We start from the raw sequence: 19,415 nt of genomic DNA, 5'->3' as shown, positions 1-19,415 counted from the left end.
GCCCCCGGGTCAGCCCAGGATCTTCGCGACCGCCTCACGGCCCTGCTGCGGTGACAGCGCGCCGAGCGCGGCCTCAGCGGCTTCGTCGCACAGCCCGGCGGACACGGACTCGAGCCGGGCACCGACGGCGGCCACGGCCGCGGGGGCCATCGACAGCGACGTGATACCCAGGCCGACGAGCACGGGCGCGAGCAGCGGGTCGGCGGCGGCCTCGCCGCAGATGCCGACGGGCTTGCCGGCCGTACGACCCGCCTCGGCCGTGATCGCGATGAGCTGCAGCACCGCCGACTGCCACGGGTCGGTGAGGTGGGCCAGGTCGGTGGCGAGCCGGTCGGCAGCCATCGCGTACTGGGTCAGGTCGTTGGTGCCGATGGAGAGGAAGTCGACCACCTCCAACATCCGGTGGGCCATCAGCGCAGCCGCCGGGACCTCCACCATGACGCCCGGCTTCAGGCCGCGGGCGCGGACCAGCGCGGCGAAGTCGGCGGCCTCCTGGACGGTGGCGACCATCGGCGCCATCACCCAGGTGTCCGCGCCGGCCCGCTCGGCGGCGATCGCGATGGCGTCGAGCTGGCGCTCCAGCAGGCCGGGGTTGTCCGCGGCGAGCCGCAGGCCGCGCACGCCCAGCGCCGGGTTCTCCTCGCCCTCGTGGGTCGCGAAGGCGATCGGCTTGTCCGAGCCGGCGTCCAGGGTACGTACGACGACGTGGCCACGGCCGGCGAAGGGCGCGAGCACCTCGGTGTAGACGTCGGCCTGCTCGGCCACCGTGGGCTCCTCGCGACGGTCGAGGAAGCAGAGCTCGGTGCGGAAGAGGCCCACGCCCTCGACCTGGCCGGCGGCCGCGTCACTCGCCGAGGAGCCGTCGGCGACGTTGGCGAGCAGCGCCACCGGGTGGCCGTCGGCGGTACGCCCTGGCCCGGACCAGGCGGCCACGGCCTGGCGCCGGGCGAGGTCGGCCTCGGCGCGCGCGGCGGCGTCGGGGCCGGGCTCCAGGTCGACGATCCCGGCCTGGCCGTCGACGAGCACCCGGGTGCCCGAGACGATGCCGGTCGCGCCGGCCACGCCGACCAGGCACGGGATGCCGAGCTGGCGGGCGATGATCGCGGTGTGGCTGGTGGGGCCGCCTCGCTCGGTGACCAGCGCGACCACGCGGGCCGGGTCGAGGGCAGCGGTGTCGGAGGGCGCCAGGTCGGCGGCCACCAGTACGCACCGCCCCTCGGGCACGTCCACGCCGGGCTCGGGCTCACCGGCGAGGTGCGCGAGGACCCGGCGCTCGATGTCGCGCAGGTCGGTGACCCGCTCGGCCATGAGTCCACCCATCCCGCTGAACAGCGTCGCGAACTGCTCCACCGCCGCTGCGACGGAGGCGACCGGTCCCTCCCCCGCGCGCAGGTGCTTCTCCACGGCGACCCGTAGCCCCTTGTCCCGGGCCAGGCCGGCGCTCGCGCTCAGCACGGAGGCGGCTGCACCGGAGGCTTTCTCGGCCCGGCGGGCGTACCCGTCGGCGACGGCCGTGGCGGCCGCCTCGTAGGCCGCGAGCGCGTCGTCGGGCTGGTCGAAGCCGCGCCGCTCGAAGGCCTCCAGCGCGGCGGGATCGACCTCGGTCCGCACCACGTGGACGGGCGCCAGCACGATGCCCGGGACCACCGGGGTGCCGGAGAGGACAGATGAGTGAGACGTGACCATGACCACAAATATCTGCCCTAACCCCTTGACGAGTCAACACATTCGGGCATAAAACAACACATGTGGGCATTCACAACCCCGAAACCCACCCGAAACCACACCGATCATGAAGGAGGCCGCGATGTACGCCGAGGAGCGGCAGATCGCGACGGCCCGTCTCGTCGCCGAACGCGGGCGGATATCCGTGGCCGACATCGCCGAGCGGTTCGAGGTCACCACCGAGACCGTGCGGCGAGACCTCTCCACCCTGGAGCGACGCGGTCTGGTCCGCCGAGTCCACGGTGGCGCCGTGCCGGTGGAGGCGATGGCCGTGCTCGAGTCCGCCCTCGGCGAGCGGGAGCAGACCTTCACCGCGCAGAAGGACCGCATCGCCCGGGCCGCGCTCGCGCTCCTCCCGCCTGAAGGCGGCACGATCGCGATCGACGCAGGCACGACGACCAGCAGGTTCGCCCACGCCCTGCCGCGCGACCACCAGCTCACCGTGGTGACCCACGCGGTCCCCGTCGCCGCCATGCTGGCCGGCAGCCCTCAGATCGAGCTCCACCTGCTCCCCGGCCGCGTCCGGCCGGCCACCCAGGCCGCGGTGGGCGCCGAGACCGTGGACGCGCTGAGCCGCCTGCGGGTCGACGTCACCTTCGTGGCCACCAACGGGCTGACGCTGGCCCACGGCCTCTCCACCCCCAACCACGAGGAGGCCGCGACCAAGCGCGCGCTGGTCAACGCCGCCCGCCGGGTCGTGTGCCTCACCGACTCCAGCAAGATCGGCGTCGAGACCACGCTCCGCTTCGCCGCGCTGGGCAACGTCGACGTGCTCGTCACCGACAGCGACATCGACGACGACGTCGCCGACGAGCTCCGCGAGAGCGGCCTCGAGGTGCTGATCGCATGATCGTCACCCTGACCGCCAACCCGAGCATCGACCACACCGTGATGCTCACCAGCCCGCTGCGCCGCGGCGAGGTGCTGCGCGCCCGGACCACGACCTCCCAGCCCGGCGGCAAGGGCGTGAACATCTCCGGAGCCGCGTACGCCGCAGGCGTCCCCACCCGCGCCGTGCTCCCCTGCCCCGACCTCGATCCCATGGTCACCGAGCTGCGCGCCTCCGGGCTCGACGTGGTCACCGTCGGTCCCGCCGGCCGGCCGAGGATCAACACCACGGTGACCGAACCCGACGGCACCACCACCAAGCTCAACGGACCGGGCGCCACCGCGACCCCGGCGCTGCTCGACGCCCTGGCGGCCCGGCTGGTGAAGGAGGCCGAGCAGGCGAGCTGGGTCGTCCTCGCCGGTTCGCTGCCGCCCGAGGCGCCGTCCGGTTGGTACGCCGAGGTCGTGAGCGCACTCCGGTCCACCGGCACCCGCATCGCCGTCGACACCAGCGAGGCACCTCTCGAGGCGCTCGCCGCCGGGCTCCCGGCCGGCGCACCCGACCTGCTCAAGCCCAACGCCGAGGAGCTGGCCTCGATCACCGGTTCCGGTTCCCTCGACGAGCCGGCCGCCGCAGCGGCGGCGGCCCGAACCCTGGTCGACCGCGGCGTCACCGCCGTGCTCGCGACCCTCGGGGGGAACGGCGCCGTCCTCGTCTCCGCGGAAGGCACCTGGCACGCCACCCCGCCGCCGACCGAGGTCGTCAGCACCGTCGGTGCCGGCGACAGCTCGCTGTTCGGCTATCTCCTCGCCGACCTGCGCGGACTCTCCGCCCCTGAACGTCTCGGGCTCGCCGTCGCGTACGGCAGTGCAGCCGCCGGCCTCCCCGGCACCACCCTCCCCACCCCACCCCAGGTCCGTGCCGACCTCGTGTCCGTACGCGACCTCGACCCCATCACCGGAGGACTCTGATGTCCGCACTCATCGCCCCCGAGCTCGTCGCCCTCGACGCCGATCTCGGCCCTGACAAGCACGACGTCATCCGTGCCCTGGCCCAGCGCGTGGCCGACTCCGGCCGGGCCACCGACCTCGACGCGCTCGTCGCCGACGCGCTGGCCCGCGAGGAGGTCTCCGCGACCGGTCTCCCCGGCGGCCTGGCGATCCCGCACTGCCGTACGTCCGGGGTCGACGAGCCCGTCGTCTCCTTCGCTCGGCTCTCCTCGCCGGTCGACTTCGGTGGCAAGGACGGCCCCGCCGACCTCGCGTTCCTGATCGGCGCGCCGGCAGGCGGAGACGCCACGCACCTGACCATCCTGACCAAGCTGGCCCGTGCGCTCGCCCGCCCCGAGTTCGGCAAGACCCTGCGGGAGACCGACTCGGCCGAGCAGGCCGCCCAGACCATCCTCGACGCGGTCGGCGACGCACCGGCCGCCTCGCAGAGCGCCACGCCGGAGCCCGAGCCGGCCCCGGCCGCGGCGGAGAAGCGCACCCTGGTCGCGGTGACCGCCTGCCCCACCGGGATCGCCCACACCTACATGGCGGCCGAGGCGCTCCAAGCCGCGGCCGCGCGGGCCGGCGTGGAGATCGCGGTCGAGACCCAGGGCTCCGCCGGGGCGACGCCGTTGCCCGCCGAGACGATCGCCCGCGCCGACGCCGCCATCTTCGCCGTCGACGTCGGCGTCCGCGACCGGAGCCGCTTCGCCGGCAAGCCGCTGGTCTCCTCCGGTGTGAAGCGTCCGATCGACGACGCCGACGCGATGATCGCCGAGGCGCTCGCCGCCGCCGCGGACCCGAACGCCGCCCGCGTGGAGTCCGGCAGAGGCGACTCCTCGGAGTCTGCCGGCGCCGCTTCGGAGAGCTGGGGTGGACGGACCCGCCGGGTCCTGATGACCGGTGTCTCCTACATGATCCCGTTCGTCGCCGCCGGCGGCCTGCTGATCGCGCTGAGCTTCCTGCTCGGCGGCTACGACATCACCGACGTCTACGGCGCGGTCATGGTCGACAACACCCTGACCAACCTCCCCGACGTACAGGCCCTCGGTCTCGAGCACGCCCTCTTCGACAGCGGCCTCGCCGTCTACCTCGGCGCGCTGTTCTTCGTCATCGGCAAGACCGCGTTCATGCTGTTCATCCCGGCGTTGGCGGGCTATATCGCGTACGCCATCGCCGATCGCCCCGGCATCGCCCCGGGCTTCATCATGGGTGCGCTGGCCGCCAACCTGTTCGGTGTGGCCAACGCCGACGGCGTCTCGGCGCCCGCGACCGGCTTCCTCGGCGCGATCGCGGGCGGTGTCCTCGCCGGTGTGATCGCCCACTGGGTCAGCGGGTGGCGGGTTCCGAGCTGGGCGCGCGGTCTGATGCCCGTGCTGGTGATCCCGCTGGTGACCTCGATCCTGGCCGGTCTGGTGATGATCATCGTGCTCGGCAAGCCGATCAACTGGCTGATGGAGCAGCTCACCGACGGCCTCGCCGCCCTGGACGGCAGCAGCGCCGTCGCCCTCGGCGCCGTGCTCGGCCTGATGATGGCCTTCGACATGGGTGGCCCGCTCAACAAGGTCGCCTACAGCTTCGCCGCCACCGGCGTCGGCGCCGCCTCGCTCGCCGCCGACTCCCCCGAGCTGCGGATCATGGCCGCCGTCATGCTCGCCGGCATGGTCCCGCCGATCGCACTGGCGCTGGCCACCGTCGTACGCCCCCAGCTCTTCACCCCGGCAGAGCACGAGAACGGCAAGGCCGGCTGGCTGCTCGGCGCCTCGTTCATCACCGAGGGAGCGATCCCCTTCGCCGCGGGCGACCCGATGCGCGTCATCCCGGCCATCATGGTCGGCAGCGCGGTGACCGGCGGACTCTCCCAACTCTTCGACGTCGGCGTCCGCGCACCGCACGGCGGCATCTTCGTCCTCTTCGCCGTCACCAACGTGCTCGGCTACCTGATCGCTCTGGCCGCCGGCGTCATCGTCGGCGCCGGCATGGTGATCGCCCTCAAGTCCGTCGGTCGCGCTCCGGTCCCGGTTGCCGCGACCAGCTGAACCCTCAACCCACCACCGAAGGAGCATCATGCCCACCCAGACCGTCACCGTCGGCTCCGCCGTCGGCCTGCACGCCCGCCCCGCCGCGATCATCTCCGAGAAGGTCGATGAGCTCGGCGCCGAGATCACCCTCGCCGTCCCCGGCGGCGAGCCGGTCGATGCGGCCTCGTCGCTGCTGATCATGACCCTCGGCGCCGCCAACGGCGACAAGGTCGAGGTCACCGGCCCCGACCAGGCTGCCGTCGACACCATCGCTGCCCTGGTGGCGCAGGATCTCGACGCCTGAGCGAGGCACCCAGGTCGGCCGAGACGTCACCCCCGTCGCCCGAAGCGTCAGCGTGGTCGGTCGAGTTGGCACGCAGGTGCCAACTCGGCCGACGTACCTGACGCCTCGGCCGGGGGTTTGCCGGTCCGCGGCACCGATCACGGCAACCGGCCTCATCCGACGCGTGGGAACGGTACGTTGGAGGTGTGGTCGATCCTCCCTGGGACCTTCTGCTGACTGTGGCCTTCGTGCTCACGGGCACCGCGGGGATCTGGATTCTCGTGGTCTGCCCACCCTCGGGCGGGGAGACCGTCCTCCACCTCAACCACGCCGCGATGAGCGCGGCGATGATCCTGATGATCTGGGTGATCGTCTCGGACGCCGCGGTCTGGGCGCAGGTCGCGCTCTTCGCGGTGCTGACCCTGGCTCTGCTGCCGGCTCTGCGGGGCGCGAGCGACAGGGCCCGGCGGGCCGACGTGGTCGGACATCTCGCCCTCAACGCCGCGATGATCTGGATGCTCGCCGCGATGCCGCTGCTGATGGCTGACGTAGGTGGTCTCGAGGGTCATGCGGGCCACGGCGGCGCGGCGGCGATCGCCCCGGCCGGTCACCCGCCGGGCTGGGCGATCGCGATCAACTCGGGTTTCGTCGTGGTCTGCGTGGCCGGGGTGCTCTGGTGGCTGGTTCGGGCGACCTCGGTGCGCGAGCACCGCCTGCCGGCCCTCGGCCACGGGCTGATGGCTGCCGGGATGGGCACGATGCTCGTCCTGCTTCCCGCCTGAAGGCGGGGCGTACCAATTGGGTCAGACACCCGCGAGCGGTCGGCCGCTGTCGCGCCAGCCGAGCACGCCGCCCTCGAGGTTGTAGGCCCGACGGCCGATCGCGGCGGCCCGGGCGGCGAACCGTGCCGACCGGTCACCCGTCGGGCAGGCGAACACCACGCGGGACGCCTCGGAGAACGGCATCCCCGCCTCCAGGACCTGCTCGAGCAGGTCGTCGCGGAGGTTGATCGCCCCGGGGATGTGGCCGGCCTGGAACGCCAGGGCCGTGCGTACGTCCACGACGACCACGTGCTCGCCCGCGGCGGTCCACGCTTCGAGCTCCTCGGGGGCAGCCGAGGGCGCCTCATCGGCAGGAGCCGGTCCGGCAGCCCCGAACAGGTCAGGACGGCGGTGGCGGTAGTAGGAGAGGTACGGCTCCATCCGGTCGCACGCGATCACGACCGCCGTGATCGGGCCGCCGGGGCCGGACAGGAGCCGCTCCCGGGCAGCGGCATAGGCCGCCCCGGTGGTGGGGCCGGCGAGCACACCGTGCCGGGTGGCGAGCTCGAGGCTGGCGGAGATCGCGTCGGCCGAGTCGACGGCGGCGATCGCATCGTAGAAGCCGGGGTCGAAGAGACCGACCTCCCACATCTCCGCCGCCGAGCGGATGCCGGGGATGAAGTCACCTTCGGCGGCGACGACGCCGACCACGGCGGTCTCCGGGTTGCGCTCGCGCAGGTACGTCGCCGCCCCTCGAGTGGAGCCGGTGGTGCCGAGCCCGCCCACGAGCAGGTCGACCGGGCCGGCGTCGCGGTAGATCTCGCGACCGGTCTCCTCGTAGTGGGCTCGCAGGTTGTCCTCGTTGGTGTACTGCGAGGTGTGGTGGTAGCGGCCCGGCTCGCCCGCCATGAGGTCGCCGATCACCCCGAACACGTCGTTGGGCGCGGTCGGGTCCGGGCATTCCGAGAGTCCGGGCATCTCGGTCACCTCGGCGCCGAGCAGCGACAGCATCTCGCGGACCTCCCGCACCCGGACCCGGTTGGTGAAGGCCCGGAACCGGACGCCGTGCATCGAGGCGATGATCTGGAGCGCCTTCGCGGTGTTGCCGCTCGATGCCTCCAGGACGATCTGCTCGTCCTCGACGATCGATCCGATGTGGTCGCGCAGCAGCGCCCAGGCGACCCGGTCCTTGACGGAGCCGAACGGGTTCGCCGACTCCAGCTTCAGGAAGATCTCGGCCTCGGGCACACCGTGGGCTGCCGGATCGAGCCGCAGCAGCGGGGTGTCACCGATCATGTCGAGCACGCTGTCGTATCGCATGGTCAGCTCCCGTGGTGGTCGTCGGCGACGAAGGTGAACCGTCCGCCGTCCAGGACCGCCGCGACCTTGGGCGGCGGCGGGTGCCCGCCGGCGGCGGAGGCCGAGAGGTCCATCTGATAGGCGGCGGTGTTGACGAACGCGAGTACGTCGCCGCTGCTCGGTTCGGAATCCAGGAACACCTTGCGGCGGCTCACCAGATCCGACTCCAGGCACAGCCGGCCGGCGAGGAAGACTCCCTCCGCCGGCGGCTCACCATGCGCATCGACGAGCACCGGGTCCAGCAGGACCTCCTGGTCGGCGGGGGTGACCTGGTTGCGGGAGAGGTCGAGCACGACCAGGTCGTTCCCGGCGGCGCGCTTGCGGTAGAGCACCGAGGCCAGGGTGACACCGGCGTGGTCGACCAGGGCCTTGCCCGGTTCGATCCACAGCGTGAGCATGCACTCCCGCAGCACCTCGGCGACGGGGCGCCGCTCGATCTCTGCGGTCAGGAACCTCTCCAGGACGTCGGTGGCGGGGCGGTGGTTGCCGTACTTGTGCGCGACTGGTGCCCCGGCCACTGCGCCCGCTCGCCGGAGCCCGAGGTCGTGACCTGGCCACACCAGCTCCCCCGGTCCGGTGGCAACCGCCTGTGAATACCGCTGGAACGGCTCGGGGTCCTCGACGAAGCGCTGGCGGAACCCGCCGCCGATGTCGATCACCGACGGCCGCAGGCCCTTCCGGTGGGCGGCGGCCACGACCGCCATCGACTCGGTCAGCGCGTCCACCCGGGCGGCCGGGTCGGCCGTGTCGAGGTGGAACGCGACGCCGCGCAGGTCGAGGCCGGGGGCGCGGCGTACGGTCTCGAGGGCTGCGTCAGCATCGGCGAGGTCGATCCCGAAGCGGGACCGGGGCACCGCCGGCGAGGCGAACCCGGAGAGCCGCAGCAGGACCGGCACGGCGCTGCCGGCCGGCGCGGCAGCAGCGAGCCGGTCGAGCTCCCAGAGGTCGTCGGCGTTGGCGGTGACCCCCAGCGCGGCGACCCGGTCGATGAGTGCCGGCGACTTCGGACCCGTCACCTCGATCCGGTCCGGCGCGAACCCGGCGGCCAGGGCGCGGTCGAGCTCGGCCGCGGAGGCCACGTCCGCGCCGAGCCCGGCGGCGGAGGCCTCGGCGAGCAGTGCGGCCGAGGCGTTCACCTTGTGCGCGTAGAAGATGTCGTACGGCACGCCGTGACGCCCGAGAACGCTCGCAAGCGCCGTGGCGTTCTCGGCCATGACCTGGGGAAAGACCACGTGGAGCGGCGACCCGAACCGTTCGATCGCCTCGCCCACCGCAGCAGTGTCGTCGAGGAAGCGGGCGGCGACCGGATGCCGCGCGGCGGGAAGCGGGTAGCGAATGCTCACCCGTCGGCCACCGTGTAGCCGGAGTCGCGCAGGTCGGCGAAGACCCGGTCGCGCTGACCGGCGTCGGTGAACCTGGCCCGCACCCGCTTCCCGTGCAGATCCACCTCGATCAGCTCGGCCGCCTGGGCGTCGAGGACGGCGGTGATCGTCACCCGGCAGTGCCGGCAGGTCATGTCCGGGACCCCGAACTCCTGCTCCCCCGCCGCGAACCGTCCCTCCCCCGCGGCCGGTCCGGGCGCCTCGGCGATCCGCACCGACTCGACCGCCGACCGGAACGCGCCGGTGAGCGCCTCGGCGACGGCCGCGAGGGGCTGGACGCGCTGCCCGTCGACCTGATGAGCCCGTTGCCCGAGGCAGACGGGCCGCTCCCCTGCCGGCAGGAGGGCGTACTGTCGCGAGATCTGGTCGAGCTCGACGTGGTAGCGCTGGATGGCGGCACGCACCCCCAGGCCCTCGTCGCGGGCCCGGTCCATCACCGAGTGGGCGTCGGCGATGGTGCGGCGCTTCATCTCGGCGAGCAGCGCGACGGTCTCAGGGGTGTAGCGCAGCCGGCCGCCGGTCCCTTCCAGGCCCGCGGGGATCATGCCTCTGCGGTAGGTGGATGCCTGGAGCTCCCAGAACCAGGTCGAGGCCACCGTGCCGTAGAGCCCGGAGTCCAACATCGCCTCCGCGAACTCGACCGGGTCCTCGATCCCGACCTGTCCGGCGAGCATGCCGTGCTGGACGAGCGCGCGTCCGGCGGCCTCGGCCCCGACGCGGAAGATCTCGGCCGGCTCCTGGTCGGTGGTGGTGTCGGCCAGGACGTCGAGCGCGTCGTCACCGAGCGCGTCCGAACGCGCGGTCACGGGATCAGCGTCGGCGATCGCGTCACCGACCGCGATCACGGCCTCCCTGGCCGCGATCGGCAGCACCGGCCCGAGCGGGCCCGGTCCGACGTGGCCGCTGTTCGCGATCCCGCGGGAGTCGCGCCAGGTGATGCGGTGGGTGGCGCTGACCACCTGGTCGGGTCGGCACGGCCGCATGAAGGACTCGAGGTAGCGTCGCTGTCCGGTCGTCAGCGGTCCCCCGGGTTCCGGGCTGAGCTCCTCGACGCGGTAGTCCACCGACACCTCGGCCACCGCCGGGGCCGGGCCGGTCAGGAAGTCGGCACCTGCGACCTCGGCCAGGATGCGGGCGGCGGCGGCGCGGTCGTACCTGATCCCTTCGTTCTGCACGTGTCAGTCCCTTTCGGCAGCGGCGGCGAGGCCCTGCAGGAGTCGGTCGACGTCGTTCTCGTCGTTGTACAGGTGGAAGCTCACCCGGACCGCGTCCTCCCGCGGCCCGTCCAGACAGTGGTCGCCGGAGCGTACGTACACGCCGCGGCGTTCGAGGGCGAAGGCCACGTCGGCGCCGGCCTGGCCGTCGACGGCGAAGGCGGCGATGCCGCTGTGCGGTCTGCTCGCGTCGACCGGCGGCCCGAGGAGGGTGACGCCGCAGATTCGGGAGGCGCCGTCGGCGAACCGGGCGGCCAGGGTGGCCAGGTGGCCGCCGACGCGGTCGAGGCCGATGGTGTCGAGGAACGCGGTGGCGCTCGCGAGCCCCGCGGCGCCGGCCCCGTCGAGGCTGCCCTCCTCGGCGGCGTCGGTCAGCGGCGAGACGTGTCGTGCCGGCCCGCTGCGAGCAGCCGCGCGGTCGACCGCGATCCGATGATGCTGATCCCGGCGTACGTAGACCGTGCCCGTGGCGGGAGGCCCGAACATCTTGTGGCCCGAGACGACGGCGAGCTCGGCCCGGGACTCGGCCAGACGCAGGGGCAGCCTTCCGGCGCTCTGGGAGCAGTCGAGACAGACCGTCGCGGTCGGCGGGATCGCCAGGGCATCGAGGTCGGTCCGGGTGCCGTGGAGATTGTGGACGTCGGTGGCGACGACGACCGCGGTGCGGTCGCTCGCGGCACGGGCGAAGTCGTCGGGGTCGATGCGCCCCAGGCGGTCGCGGCGGTACGCCACCGCTCGGACGCCCTGGTGTCGCATCCGCTCGGCGAGCCGGAGCCACGGCCGCACCGTCGAGAGGTGGTCGCCGGGGCAGAAGAGGATGTCGCCCCCGTTCGCGAGCGCCGCGGGTCCCCAGCGGTCGGCGAGGAACGCCATCGCGCCGGTGGCGCCGCGGGTGAAGGCGACCTCGTCGGGGAACGAGGTGCCGAGGAACGCGGCGACGGTGGCGCGGGCCTCCTCGAAGCGGCGCAGCGCGTCCCGGGCCCACGGGTGTCCGCCCCTGCCGGGGTTGGCGGCCGGCCCGCGCAGCTCGGCGGTGAGCTGGGCGATGACCGGTTCGGGACAGGGGGTGCCGGACGCGGCGTCGAGGTAGACGAGATCAGGTTCGGCGATGAGGGCCGGAAAGTGCTGACGGGAGCCGAGGCCGGGCACGGACGACTCCTCGGCCGGTCAGGGTTCGCGAGCGATCGTGAATCCGGCCTTGGCGAGCGTGGATCTGACGACCCTCGGTTCGAGCGGTCCGTCGGCGGTGACGCGGGCGCTCGACACGGCTCCCGGGTTCAGGTCGACCACGACCCCCTCGACGCCCTCCAGGCCACCGAGAGCGCTCGTCACGGTCTCGACACAGCGGTGACAGGTCATTCCATCGATGCGCACTTCGAACTGAACCGACATGAAACTGCCCTTCAGTAGGACTTCGGTGGTCGCCCAAAAATATCACCGAACGAGCGGCCGCGAGGTCGGTTCGCGTACGACGCAGCGGAACCCGACGTGGGACGTCGTGTCCCGCACCCCGTGCCCCTGGCGCGCTGCCGGCCGGTAGCGGCGGCAGTATTGCGGCGAGCACAGGTGCGACCCGCCCTTGGTCACCATCCGATCGGTCTCCTTGACCTCGCCGGTTCCGGCGCCGGTGCCGGGGCGTTGGCTGCCGCCGCAGCAGGAGGGCGCAGCGACGCCGGCCTGCCGCGAGGGCGCACCCGAGCCAGCCCGGCCGTGAGGTGGGGCGATCAGGTCACGATGGTCGGGCGTCCACGGGGTGCGGGTCCATTCCCACACGTTGCCGACCATGTCGTAGAGGCCATGCCCGTTCGGCGGGTAGGAGGCGACCGGGCTGGTGCGGTCGTGGCCGCGCGGGTCCTCGCTGCGCCACGGCCACTGTCCCTGCCAGGTGTTCGCCATCAGGCGCCCGCCGGGGGCGAGCTCGTCACCCCACGCGTAGTCGGCGCCGACGAGGCCACCGCGGGCGGCGTGCTCCCACTCGGCCTCCGTCGGAAGCTCCTTGCCCGCCCAGCGGGCGTACGCCACGGCGTCCTCCCAGCCGACGTGCACGACCGGATGGTCCGGGATCTCGGTCCAGTCCGCCACCTGGCGTCCGGGCCGGCTTCCCACGTCGGCTGCGGGGCCGTCGGGGTGGCGCCACTGGGCACCGGGCTGCCAGCGCCACCACCGGGTCCAGTCGTGCAACGGGACCGGACCGGGGGCCTGGGTGAACACCTGCGATCCGGGCACCAGCAGCGCCGGGTCGGCACCCGGGAAGTCGGCGGGGTCGAGATCGCGCTCGGCGACGGTGACATGCCCGGTATCAGCCACGAAGGCCGCGAACTGCGCGTTCGTCACCGGGTGCGGATCCCACCACACATCACCCACGGCGACTTCGACCACCGGGCGCTCCTCGGGGTAGAAGCGGTCGCTGCCCACCAGGTCCAGGCCGCCGGTGACAAGCACCTGCCCGGTCCCGGCGGTCACCGAGGTCTCGACCTGATGGGAGCCCATCTCTCAACATCCTCCGGTGGAAGCGTGGGGTGACGGTTACCGCGCTCGGCCCCGTCTGCATCGTCGAGCGTAGGAACCGAGCGGTCCCCGGCACACCACCCGGGACGGGTGAGGCACAAGGCCCGGCCTCAGTCCAGCAGCGCGGCGAGATGGCCGGCGACGGTCGAGGGATCCAGGCCGAGGGCGCCCTGGCCGACCGTCATCTCGGTCACCATCCGACCTGGCTCCTCGGTCGCAGTCCAGGGTCTGCTGAACGCGAGCGACTGCTCCTCCAGCTCGGCGAGGAGACGGGTGTTGACCTGGTCCGGGTCGCCGGCGGCGTACAGCAGGAAGGTGTTGGTGTGCGGCACGGGTGGCTGGACGGTGATGGACGACGGCAGCGCGGCGGCCAACGCCCTCCCCCAGATCACGCACTGACCGATGTGCGGGAGCCGGTCCCGCAGGCCGACCAGCGCGGCGACCGCCTCGGCGGTCGACCGGTAGAGGGTGCCACCCATCCGGTGCCGCCACAGCCTGGCCTGCGCGACGAAGTCCTCATCGCCCAGCAGCGCCGCGCCGGCGAGCCCGCCGAGACCCTTGTAGAAGCTGGTGTAGACGGTGTCCGCGAGGCCGGCGATGTCCGCCAGCGGCTTGCCGAACCACTGCTGCGACTCCCAGATCCGGGCGCCGTCGAGATGGAACGCGATCCCGCGCTCACGGCACGCCTCGGCCAGCTCCGCGAGCTCGTCGAAGGTCGGCAGCAGGCAGCCCGCGTCGCGCAACGGGATCTCGACCAGACATGCGGCCAGCGGCCCCGGGATGGCGTCCAGGTGAGCCTTCGTCGGAGTCGTACGCCCGGTGGTGAGGTGTTCGATCAGGAGGTCCTGGAGGATCCTCGGCCCGTCGTCCTCGTGGACGAGCAGGTGGGAGAGGTCGGGCATCGCGACCCGCCGGTTGCCCGCGTTGTCGGCGTGGATCCGCAGCGCCACCTGCTGCGCCATCACCCCCGAGGGGAAGTACGCCGCCGGCTTCCCGAGCAGCTCGCCGACCTCCGCCTCCAGCCGCGCCACCGGCCCCCGCTCGGCATAGACGTCCCACTCCTCGATCCCCAGCTCCCGGCAGGCCTCGGCCAGCCCGTCGAAGACCTCCGCCGGGCTCGCGTACGCCGGGAACACGCTCTCGCGGCAGGCGATGATCGCCGTCCGCAGCCGCTGCTCCAGAGGCTGCTCCAGAGGCTGCTCCATCGCCTGCTCAGTCGCCGTCCCCACCGCCGTCGACCGCCTCTCCGCCACCTTCGGGGCCGTGCGGGATCCGGTCCTCGAGCTGGTAGGCGATCGTCTCCTCCAGCGGCACCGACGGCGGGAGCTTGCTGAAGTCTTCCGGTGGCTGGTTCGTCACCCCTCGAGTATCGCCCCAACTCGCCGCTCCGTGCTCGGAATTCCCGGCCCCATGGGTAGATCGACCCACTACCCACCGCAGGCGAATGCGCCGTACGACCGACGCGGCGCGGCGAGATACGGACCTAGCGTCATCAGCATGGACACCACACACATCGAGACCATCATCATCGGCGCCGGCCAGGCCGGCCTGGCGACCGGCTACCACCTGCGGCGCCGCGGCCGCCCGTTCGTGATCATCGACGCGAACGCACGGGTCGGCGACAACTGGCGGCGCCAGTGGGACTCGCTCCGGCTCTACTCCCCTGCCAAGTACGACTCCCTCCCGGGCATGGCGTTCCCGGCGAAGAGATGGTCGTTCCCCGGCAAGGACGACGTCGCCGACTACCTGGAGACGTACGCCCGCACCTTCGAGCTGCCCCTGCGGCTCGAGACCCGAGTCAGCGGACTCGAGCGGGACGGTGACGGCTTCCGGGTGACGACGGACCGGGGCACCTGGACCTGCGACAACGTCGTGGTGGCGACCGGCTCCTTCGGCCGTACGCCGAACGTCCCGGCCATCTCCGCACAGCTCGACCCGTCGATCCTGCAGCTCCACTCCAGCGAGTACCGCCGTCCCGGGCAGCTGCGCGAGGGCCCGGTGCTCGTCGTCGGCGCCAGCCACTCCGGCTGCGACATCGCCTTCGAGGTCGCCGAGTCGCGGCCGACGATCCTGGCCGGACGAGACTGCGGCGAGATCCCGCCGCGGCTGGAATCGCGGGTGATGCACCTGATCTTCCCCGTGCTGCTGTTCATGTGGCGGCACGTCATCACCCGGCGTACGCCGATCGGCCGCAAGGAGATGCCCGAGGTCCGGCGCCACGGCGGGCCGATGCTGCGGGTGAAGCGCACGGACCTCGCCGACCGCGGCGTCGAGCGGGTCACCTCGAGGGTCGAGGAGGTCCGCGACGGGCTGCCCGTGGTCGACGGCGCTCCGCGCGAGGTCGCCAACGTCGTGTGGGCCACCGGCTTCCGGCAGGCCTTCGACTGGATCCACCTCCCGGTCCTCGACGAGGACGGCTGGCCGCGGGAGATGCGCGGCGTGGTGGCGGAGGCCGAGGGCCTCTTCTTCTGCGGCCTCAGCTTCCAGTACGCCTTCAGCTCGATGCTCCTGGCGGGCGCGGGGCGCGACGCCGCCCTGGTCGCCGACCGGGTCACGACTCGGATGCGCCAGGCCGCACGCCACTCGCTGGCCGCTTGAGCCGAGTACGCTCTGCGGTGGAGGTGCCTGCCGTGGCCGACGTCCAGCTGGAGAGCGCTCGGTCCGCTCACGCGCGCGGCGACTGGGGCGCGGCGTACGCCGCTTGGTCGGCCGCTGACCCGGACCTGCTCTCCGCCGATGAGCTCGACGACTTCGCCGTCGCCGCCGAGCTGACCGGGCACCACGACGACACGGTCGCCGCGCTGCACCGGGCCTTCCGGATGAGCCAGGAGGTCGCCGACCTCGACCGCTCGCTCCGCTGCGCGTTCCGGATCACGATGACCGCCTACGTCCACGGCGAGAGCGCCCTCGCCCGCGGCTGGACGTCGCGGGCGGAGAGCCTGGTCGTCGACGTCGACGACGGTGTCGGGCTCGGCTGGGTGGACTTCCTGCGGATGTTCCGTGCGATCGACGCCGGTGACTTCGCCACGGCCGGCAGCTGCGCCGACAGGGTGACCGAACGCGGCCGACGCCACGCTGAACCCGACCTCACCGCACTGGGGCTCTGCGCCCAAGGCCGGATGGCGCTCTACTCCGGCCGGGTCGCCGAAGGCCTGGCCCTGCTCGACGAGTCCATGATCCGGGTCATCGCGGGCGAGGCTTCCCCGGTCGTGGCCGGGCACGTCTACTGCACCGCGATCGAGGGCTGCCAGGAGATCAGCGACTTCGGCCGGGTGGCGGAGTGGACCGCGGCGCTCGAGCGCTGGTGTGCCGCCCAGCCCGGGCTGCTGACGTTCACCGGCCAGTGCGCGGTTCACCGTGGCCAGCTGCTGCGGCTGCACGGCGAGTGGCAGCAGGCCCTGGAGGAGTTCGAGCACGCGACCCGCCGCTATCAGGAGGTGCACGCACCGGACGCGGCCGGGCTGGCGGCGTACGAGGCCGGCGAGGTGCTCCGGCTGCTCGGCGAGTACGCCGAGGCGGACGCCGCCTACGAGCGCGCGGCCGACCGGGGGTTCGACCCACAACCCGGCCTCGCGCTGCTCTGGTCGGCTCGCGGCCAGGGCGCGGCGGCGCTCGCCGCCATCGAGCGGCTGCTGGTGGAGACCGGAGGTCCCGTGCAGCGATGCCGGCTCCTGCCTGCGGCCGTCGAGGTGCTGCTCGGTGCCGGCGAGACCGACCGGGCCCGACAGGTCGCGGACGAGCTCGACGGGCTCGCCGGACACTTCGGCTGCGTCTGGCTCGAGGCCGCCGCCGCGCACTCGCACGGCGCGGTCGAGCTGGCCGCGGGAGATCCCGCCGGTGCCCTCCCCTACCTGCGCAAGGCCCAGCAGCTGTGGGCGCGTGCCGAGGCGACCTACGAGCGGAGCCAGGCACGGCTGCTGACCGGGCGCGCACTCGCCGGCGTCGGCGACACCGAGTCGTCCCGGCGTGAGCTCGAGGCGGCGCGTACCGTCTTTCGCCAGATCGGCGCCCGGCCCGCCGCCGACGAGGCCGACGGTCTGCTCGCCCCCGCGTCCCTGCCCGCCGGCCTCACCGCCCGCGAGGCCGAGGTCCTCCGCCTGGTCGCCTCCGGGCGCAGCAACGCCCAGATCGCCGCCGACCTGGTGCTCAGCGAGAAGACCGTCGCCCGTCATCTCTCCAACATCTTCACCAAGCTCGACGTCCGTTCGCGCACCGCCGCCACGGCCTTCGCGTTCGAGCACGGCGTGGTCTGACCACAGCGTCTCCGACAGCCGATCCGGACCGATCTCACCCGGACCGGATGAGGACGCCACGACCTGCCTCGTCAACGATGGCGGTGCGTAGGAAGGGAGGACGACGAGAACGGTGGTTCAGCCATGACACGACTCAGCGACACAGCTGCCGAAGCGCTCTACGGCAACCGGTTCCTGACCGAGGCAGCCCCCTCGACCACGTTCCCCGAGACCGGAATGCACCCGGTCGACGCGATGCGCCTGATCGGCGAGGACCTGGTCATGGAAGGTGACCCGCAACGCAACCTCGCGACGTTCGTGACCACGTGGATGGAGCCGGAAGCGCAGCGGATCATCGCCGAGAACCTGCACCGCAACTTCATCGACCACGCGGAGTACCCGATCTCCGCCGAGATCGAACAGCGCTGCGTACGGATGCTCGCCGACCTCTACCACGCCCCCGGCGAGACGACCGGCTGTCGCACCCAGGGCTCGTCCGAGGCGATCATGCTCGGCGCCCTGTCGCTGAAGTGGAAGTGGAAGCAGCGCCGGCAGGCCGCGAACGCCTCGGTCGACCGGCCCAACCTGGTGTTCGGCGGCGACGTCCACGTCGTGTGGGAGAAGTTCTGCCGGTACTTCGACGTCGAGCCGCGGATCATCCCGCTCGAGGAGACGAGGTACACGATCGGCCCCGATGACGTCGCGCCCCAACTCGACGAGAACACCATCGGCGTCGTCGCCGTCCTGGGCACGACGTTCACCGGGCACATGGACGACATCGTCGGGATCAACCAGCTGCTGCTCGACGCCAAGTCCGACAAGGGCCTGGACATCCCGCTGCACGTGGACGCGGCCAGCGGCGGCTTCGTCTGGCCCTTCCTCTACCCCGACTCCCCCTGGGACTTCCGCCTTGAGCAGGTCCGCTCGATCAACGTCTCCGGACACAAGTACGGCCTGGTCTACCCCGGGATCGGCTGGCTGGTGTTCCGCGAGAAGTCCGACCTCGCCGAGGACCTGGTGTTCTACGAGAACTACCTCGGCAAGACCGACGCGACCTTCACCCTGAACTTCTCGACGGGTGCGGCGATGGTCCTGGCGCAGTACTACAACTTCGTCCGGCTGGGCCGCGACGGCTACACGTACGTGATGGAGCAGATGCAGCAGAACGCCAGGGCGCTGGCGAAGAACCTGCGCGACAGCGGCCGGTTCGAGGTGATCGGCGACGACCTCGAGCAGCTCCCCCTGGTGGCGTTCCGGCTCAACGGCGACCGCACGACGTACGACGAGTCCGACATCGCCTGGCAGCTCTCGGCCGAGCGCGGCTGGATGGTCCCGGCGTACACGCTGCCGCCCAACGCGGAGAACGTGAAGATCATGCGCGCGCTGGTCAAGGAGACGATGAGTCGCGAGCAGGTCGAGCGGCTCACCCGCGACCTCGCCGACGCCTGCGCGACGTTGGACGAGAAGGGCGGCACCCATCCGTCCGAGCGGGCGCAGGTCAAGCGAGGGACCGGGTACTGAAGATTGCCCTGCCGACCAACGACCGCGTCACCATCCTGTTCGAAGGAGCCTGATGTCCGCAGACCACGTACCTGCCGGGTCCGCCGACGGCGACTACATCCGCACTCCGAGCGGCGTCCTCGTCCCTGCTGAGATCGACGCCTTCCACCGGCACCTCCACCACGTGGCCCCCTCCGGCCTGGTCGACCAGACCGGACAGACCTCGGGGATGCGGCGGCTCGAGGCGGTCAGCGGCAAGACCGTCGGCGCGAAGAACCTGTGGATGGGCCAGACCCATGTCCCCGCCTCGACCGCCTCGGCCAACCACCACCACGGTGCCTCCGAGACCGCGATCTACGTCGTCTCCGGCAACCCGGTCTTCGTCTTCCTCGACACCGAGGGAGACGAGCCCGTCGAGACCCGCGTGGAGACCGGCCCCGGCGATTATGTCTTCGTGCCGCCGTGGGTCCCTCACCGCGAGGAGAACCCCGACACCGACACCGAGGCCGTCGTCGTGATCGCACGCACCACCCAGGAGGCGATCGTCGTCAATCTGGACGGCCTCGACTGGTCCGAGGTCCGGCTCAGCGGCGGCTCCTGAGCCTGCAAGCG

18 protein-coding genes are annotated in these 19,415 nt (G+C 72.4%); 9 read left to right on the top strand and 9 right to left on the bottom strand.

Annotated elements, in window-relative coordinates:
* Positions 1 to 9: 9 nt before the first annotated feature.
* Positions 10 to 1,686, bottom strand: a complete 1,677-nt coding sequence (gene ptsP, locus ABT304_RS06940; protein WP_350713927.1) for a phosphoenolpyruvate--protein phosphotransferase — start codon at positions 1,684 to 1,686, stop codon at positions 10 to 12.
* Positions 1,687 to 1,807: 121 nt separating this feature from the next.
* Here ptsP and ABT304_RS06935 point away from each other — a divergent pair, with 121 nt between their 5' ends.
* The 5 genes from ABT304_RS06935 (at position 1,808) to ABT304_RS06915 (ending at position 6,629) form a co-directional block, all read left to right on the top strand.
* Positions 1,808 to 2,575, top strand: a complete 768-nt coding sequence (locus ABT304_RS06935; RefSeq protein ID WP_350713926.1) for a DeoR/GlpR family DNA-binding transcription regulator — start codon at positions 1,808 to 1,810, stop codon at positions 2,573 to 2,575.
* On the top strand, positions 2,572 to 3,525 hold the full coding sequence (locus ABT304_RS06930) for a 1-phosphofructokinase family hexose kinase (protein ID WP_350713925.1): 954 nt from the start codon (positions 2,572 to 2,574) through the stop codon (positions 3,523 to 3,525). The genes ABT304_RS06935 and ABT304_RS06930 overlap by 4 nt, the downstream gene beginning before the upstream one ends.
* Positions 3,522 to 5,582 carry a PTS fructose transporter subunit IIABC gene (locus ABT304_RS06925; protein ID WP_350714240.1) on the top strand — a complete coding sequence of 687 codons (2,061 nt, stop codon included), beginning with the start codon at positions 3,522 to 3,524 and terminating at the stop codon, positions 5,580 to 5,582. The genes ABT304_RS06930 and ABT304_RS06925 overlap by 4 nt, the downstream gene beginning before the upstream one ends.
* 28 nt (positions 5,583 to 5,610) lie before the next feature.
* Positions 5,611 to 5,868: an HPr family phosphocarrier protein gene (locus tag ABT304_RS06920; protein ID WP_160023680.1), complete on the top strand. Its 258-nt coding sequence runs from the start codon at positions 5,611 to 5,613 to the stop codon at positions 5,866 to 5,868.
* Positions 5,869 to 6,053: 185 nt separating this feature from the next.
* Positions 6,054 to 6,629: a DUF5134 domain-containing protein gene (locus tag ABT304_RS06915; protein WP_350713924.1), complete on the top strand. Its 576-nt coding sequence runs from the start codon at positions 6,054 to 6,056 to the stop codon at positions 6,627 to 6,629.
* A 21-nt stretch (positions 6,630 to 6,650) separates the two neighbouring features.
* Here the strand turns inward: ABT304_RS06915 and ABT304_RS06910 are convergent, their stop codons facing one another.
* From ABT304_RS06910 to ABT304_RS06875, 8 genes are all read right to left on the bottom strand, one after another.
* Positions 6,651 to 7,928 carry a pyridoxal-phosphate dependent enzyme gene (locus tag ABT304_RS06910; RefSeq protein ID WP_350713923.1) on the bottom strand — a complete coding sequence of 426 codons (1,278 nt, stop codon included), beginning with the start codon at positions 7,926 to 7,928 and terminating at the stop codon, positions 6,651 to 6,653.
* Between the two features lie 2 nt (positions 7,929 to 7,930).
* The gene (locus ABT304_RS06905; protein WP_350713922.1) at positions 7,931 to 9,310 is read right to left on the bottom strand and encodes an alanine racemase; all 1,380 of its coding nucleotides are present in this window, start codon (positions 9,308 to 9,310) and stop codon (positions 7,931 to 7,933) included.
* A complete protein-coding gene (locus ABT304_RS06900; protein WP_350713921.1) occupies positions 9,307 to 10,524 on the bottom strand; it encodes a heavy-metal-associated domain-containing protein in 1,218 nt (405 codons plus the stop codon). The genes ABT304_RS06905 and ABT304_RS06900 overlap by 4 nt, the downstream gene beginning before the upstream one ends.
* A 3-nt stretch (positions 10,525 to 10,527) precedes the next feature.
* Entirely contained in the window at positions 10,528 to 11,712 is a 1,185-nt protein-coding gene (locus ABT304_RS06895) for an aminotransferase class V-fold PLP-dependent enzyme (protein WP_350713920.1), read from the bottom strand.
* Between the two features lie 18 nt (positions 11,713 to 11,730).
* Complete coding sequence (locus ABT304_RS06890; RefSeq protein ID WP_160023692.1) at positions 11,731 to 11,955, bottom strand: heavy-metal-associated domain-containing protein; 225 nt, start codon at positions 11,953 to 11,955, stop codon at positions 11,731 to 11,733.
* A 42-nt stretch (positions 11,956 to 11,997) separates the two neighbouring features.
* Entirely contained in the window at positions 11,998 to 13,053 is a 1,056-nt protein-coding gene (locus ABT304_RS06885) for a formylglycine-generating enzyme family protein (RefSeq protein WP_350713919.1), read from the bottom strand.
* Positions 13,054 to 13,181: 128 nt separating this feature from the next.
* Complete coding sequence (locus ABT304_RS06880) at positions 13,182 to 14,276, bottom strand: threonine aldolase family protein (protein ID WP_350713918.1); 1,095 nt, start codon at positions 14,274 to 14,276, stop codon at positions 13,182 to 13,184.
* A 7-nt stretch (positions 14,277 to 14,283) separates the two neighbouring features.
* Positions 14,284 to 14,430, bottom strand: a complete 147-nt coding sequence (locus ABT304_RS06875; RefSeq protein ID WP_350713917.1) for a hypothetical protein — start codon at positions 14,428 to 14,430, stop codon at positions 14,284 to 14,286.
* Positions 14,431 to 14,568: 138 nt separating this feature from the next.
* On the opposite strand from ABT304_RS06875, the gene ABT304_RS06870 reads away from it, so the two are divergent.
* The 4 genes from ABT304_RS06870 (at position 14,569) to ABT304_RS06855 (ending at position 19,404) form a co-directional block, all read left to right on the top strand.
* Entirely contained in the window at positions 14,569 to 15,669 is a 1,101-nt protein-coding gene (locus ABT304_RS06870; RefSeq protein WP_350713916.1) for a flavin-containing monooxygenase, read from the top strand.
* 32 nt (positions 15,670 to 15,701) lie between these two features.
* A complete protein-coding gene (locus ABT304_RS06865; protein WP_350713915.1) occupies positions 15,702 to 17,324 on the top strand; it encodes a LuxR C-terminal-related transcriptional regulator in 1,623 nt (540 codons plus the stop codon).
* A 123-nt stretch (positions 17,325 to 17,447) separates the two neighbouring features.
* The gene (gene gad / locus ABT304_RS06860; protein WP_350713914.1) at positions 17,448 to 18,824 is read left to right on the top strand and encodes a glutamate decarboxylase; all 1,377 of its coding nucleotides are present in this window, start codon (positions 17,448 to 17,450) and stop codon (positions 18,822 to 18,824) included.
* Between the two features lie 52 nt (positions 18,825 to 18,876).
* Positions 18,877 to 19,404 carry a cupin domain-containing protein gene (locus tag ABT304_RS06855; RefSeq protein ID WP_350713913.1) on the top strand — a complete coding sequence of 176 codons (528 nt, stop codon included), beginning with the start codon at positions 18,877 to 18,879 and terminating at the stop codon, positions 19,402 to 19,404.
* Positions 19,405 to 19,415 lie beyond the last annotated feature (11 nt).

Source organism: Nocardioides sp. NPDC000445, from assembly GCF_040300245.1.
In the GTDB taxonomy this organism is placed as follows: domain Bacteria; phylum Actinomycetota; class Actinomycetes; order Propionibacteriales; family Nocardioidaceae; genus Nocardioides.
This window is presented reverse-complemented; position numbering and strand designations above follow the sequence as displayed.

Bases quoted from the DNA above. Each gene is read 5' to 3' on its own strand.
- ptsP (WP_350713927.1), bottom strand. From the start codon at position 1,686: ATGGTCACGTCTCACTCATCTGTCCTCTCCGGCACCCCGGTGGTCCCG.
- ABT304_RS06935 (WP_350713926.1), top strand. From the start codon at position 1,808: ATGTACGCCGAGGAGCGGCAGATCGCGACGGCCCGTCTCGTCGCCGAA.
- ABT304_RS06930 (WP_350713925.1), top strand. From the start codon at position 2,572: ATGATCGTCACCCTGACCGCCAACCCGAGCATCGACCACACCGTGATG.
- ABT304_RS06920 (WP_160023680.1), top strand. From the start codon at position 5,611: ATGCCCACCCAGACCGTCACCGTCGGCTCCGCCGTCGGCCTGCACGCC.
- ABT304_RS06910 (WP_350713923.1), bottom strand. From the start codon at position 7,928: ATGCGATACGACAGCGTGCTCGACATGATCGGTGACACCCCGCTGCTG.
- ABT304_RS06890 (WP_160023692.1), bottom strand. From the start codon at position 11,955: ATGTCGGTTCAGTTCGAAGTGCGCATCGATGGAATGACCTGTCACCGC.
- ABT304_RS06885 (WP_350713919.1), bottom strand. From the start codon at position 13,053: ATGGGCTCCCATCAGGTCGAGACCTCGGTGACCGCCGGGACCGGGCAG.
- ABT304_RS06880 (WP_350713918.1), bottom strand. From the start codon at position 14,276: ATGGAGCAGCCTCTGGAGCAGCCTCTGGAGCAGCGGCTGCGGACGGCG.
- ABT304_RS06870 (WP_350713916.1), top strand. From the start codon at position 14,569: ATGGACACCACACACATCGAGACCATCATCATCGGCGCCGGCCAGGCC.
- gad (WP_350713914.1), top strand. From the start codon at position 17,448: ATGACACGACTCAGCGACACAGCTGCCGAAGCGCTCTACGGCAACCGG.
- ABT304_RS06855 (WP_350713913.1), top strand. From the start codon at position 18,877: ATGTCCGCAGACCACGTACCTGCCGGGTCCGCCGACGGCGACTACATC.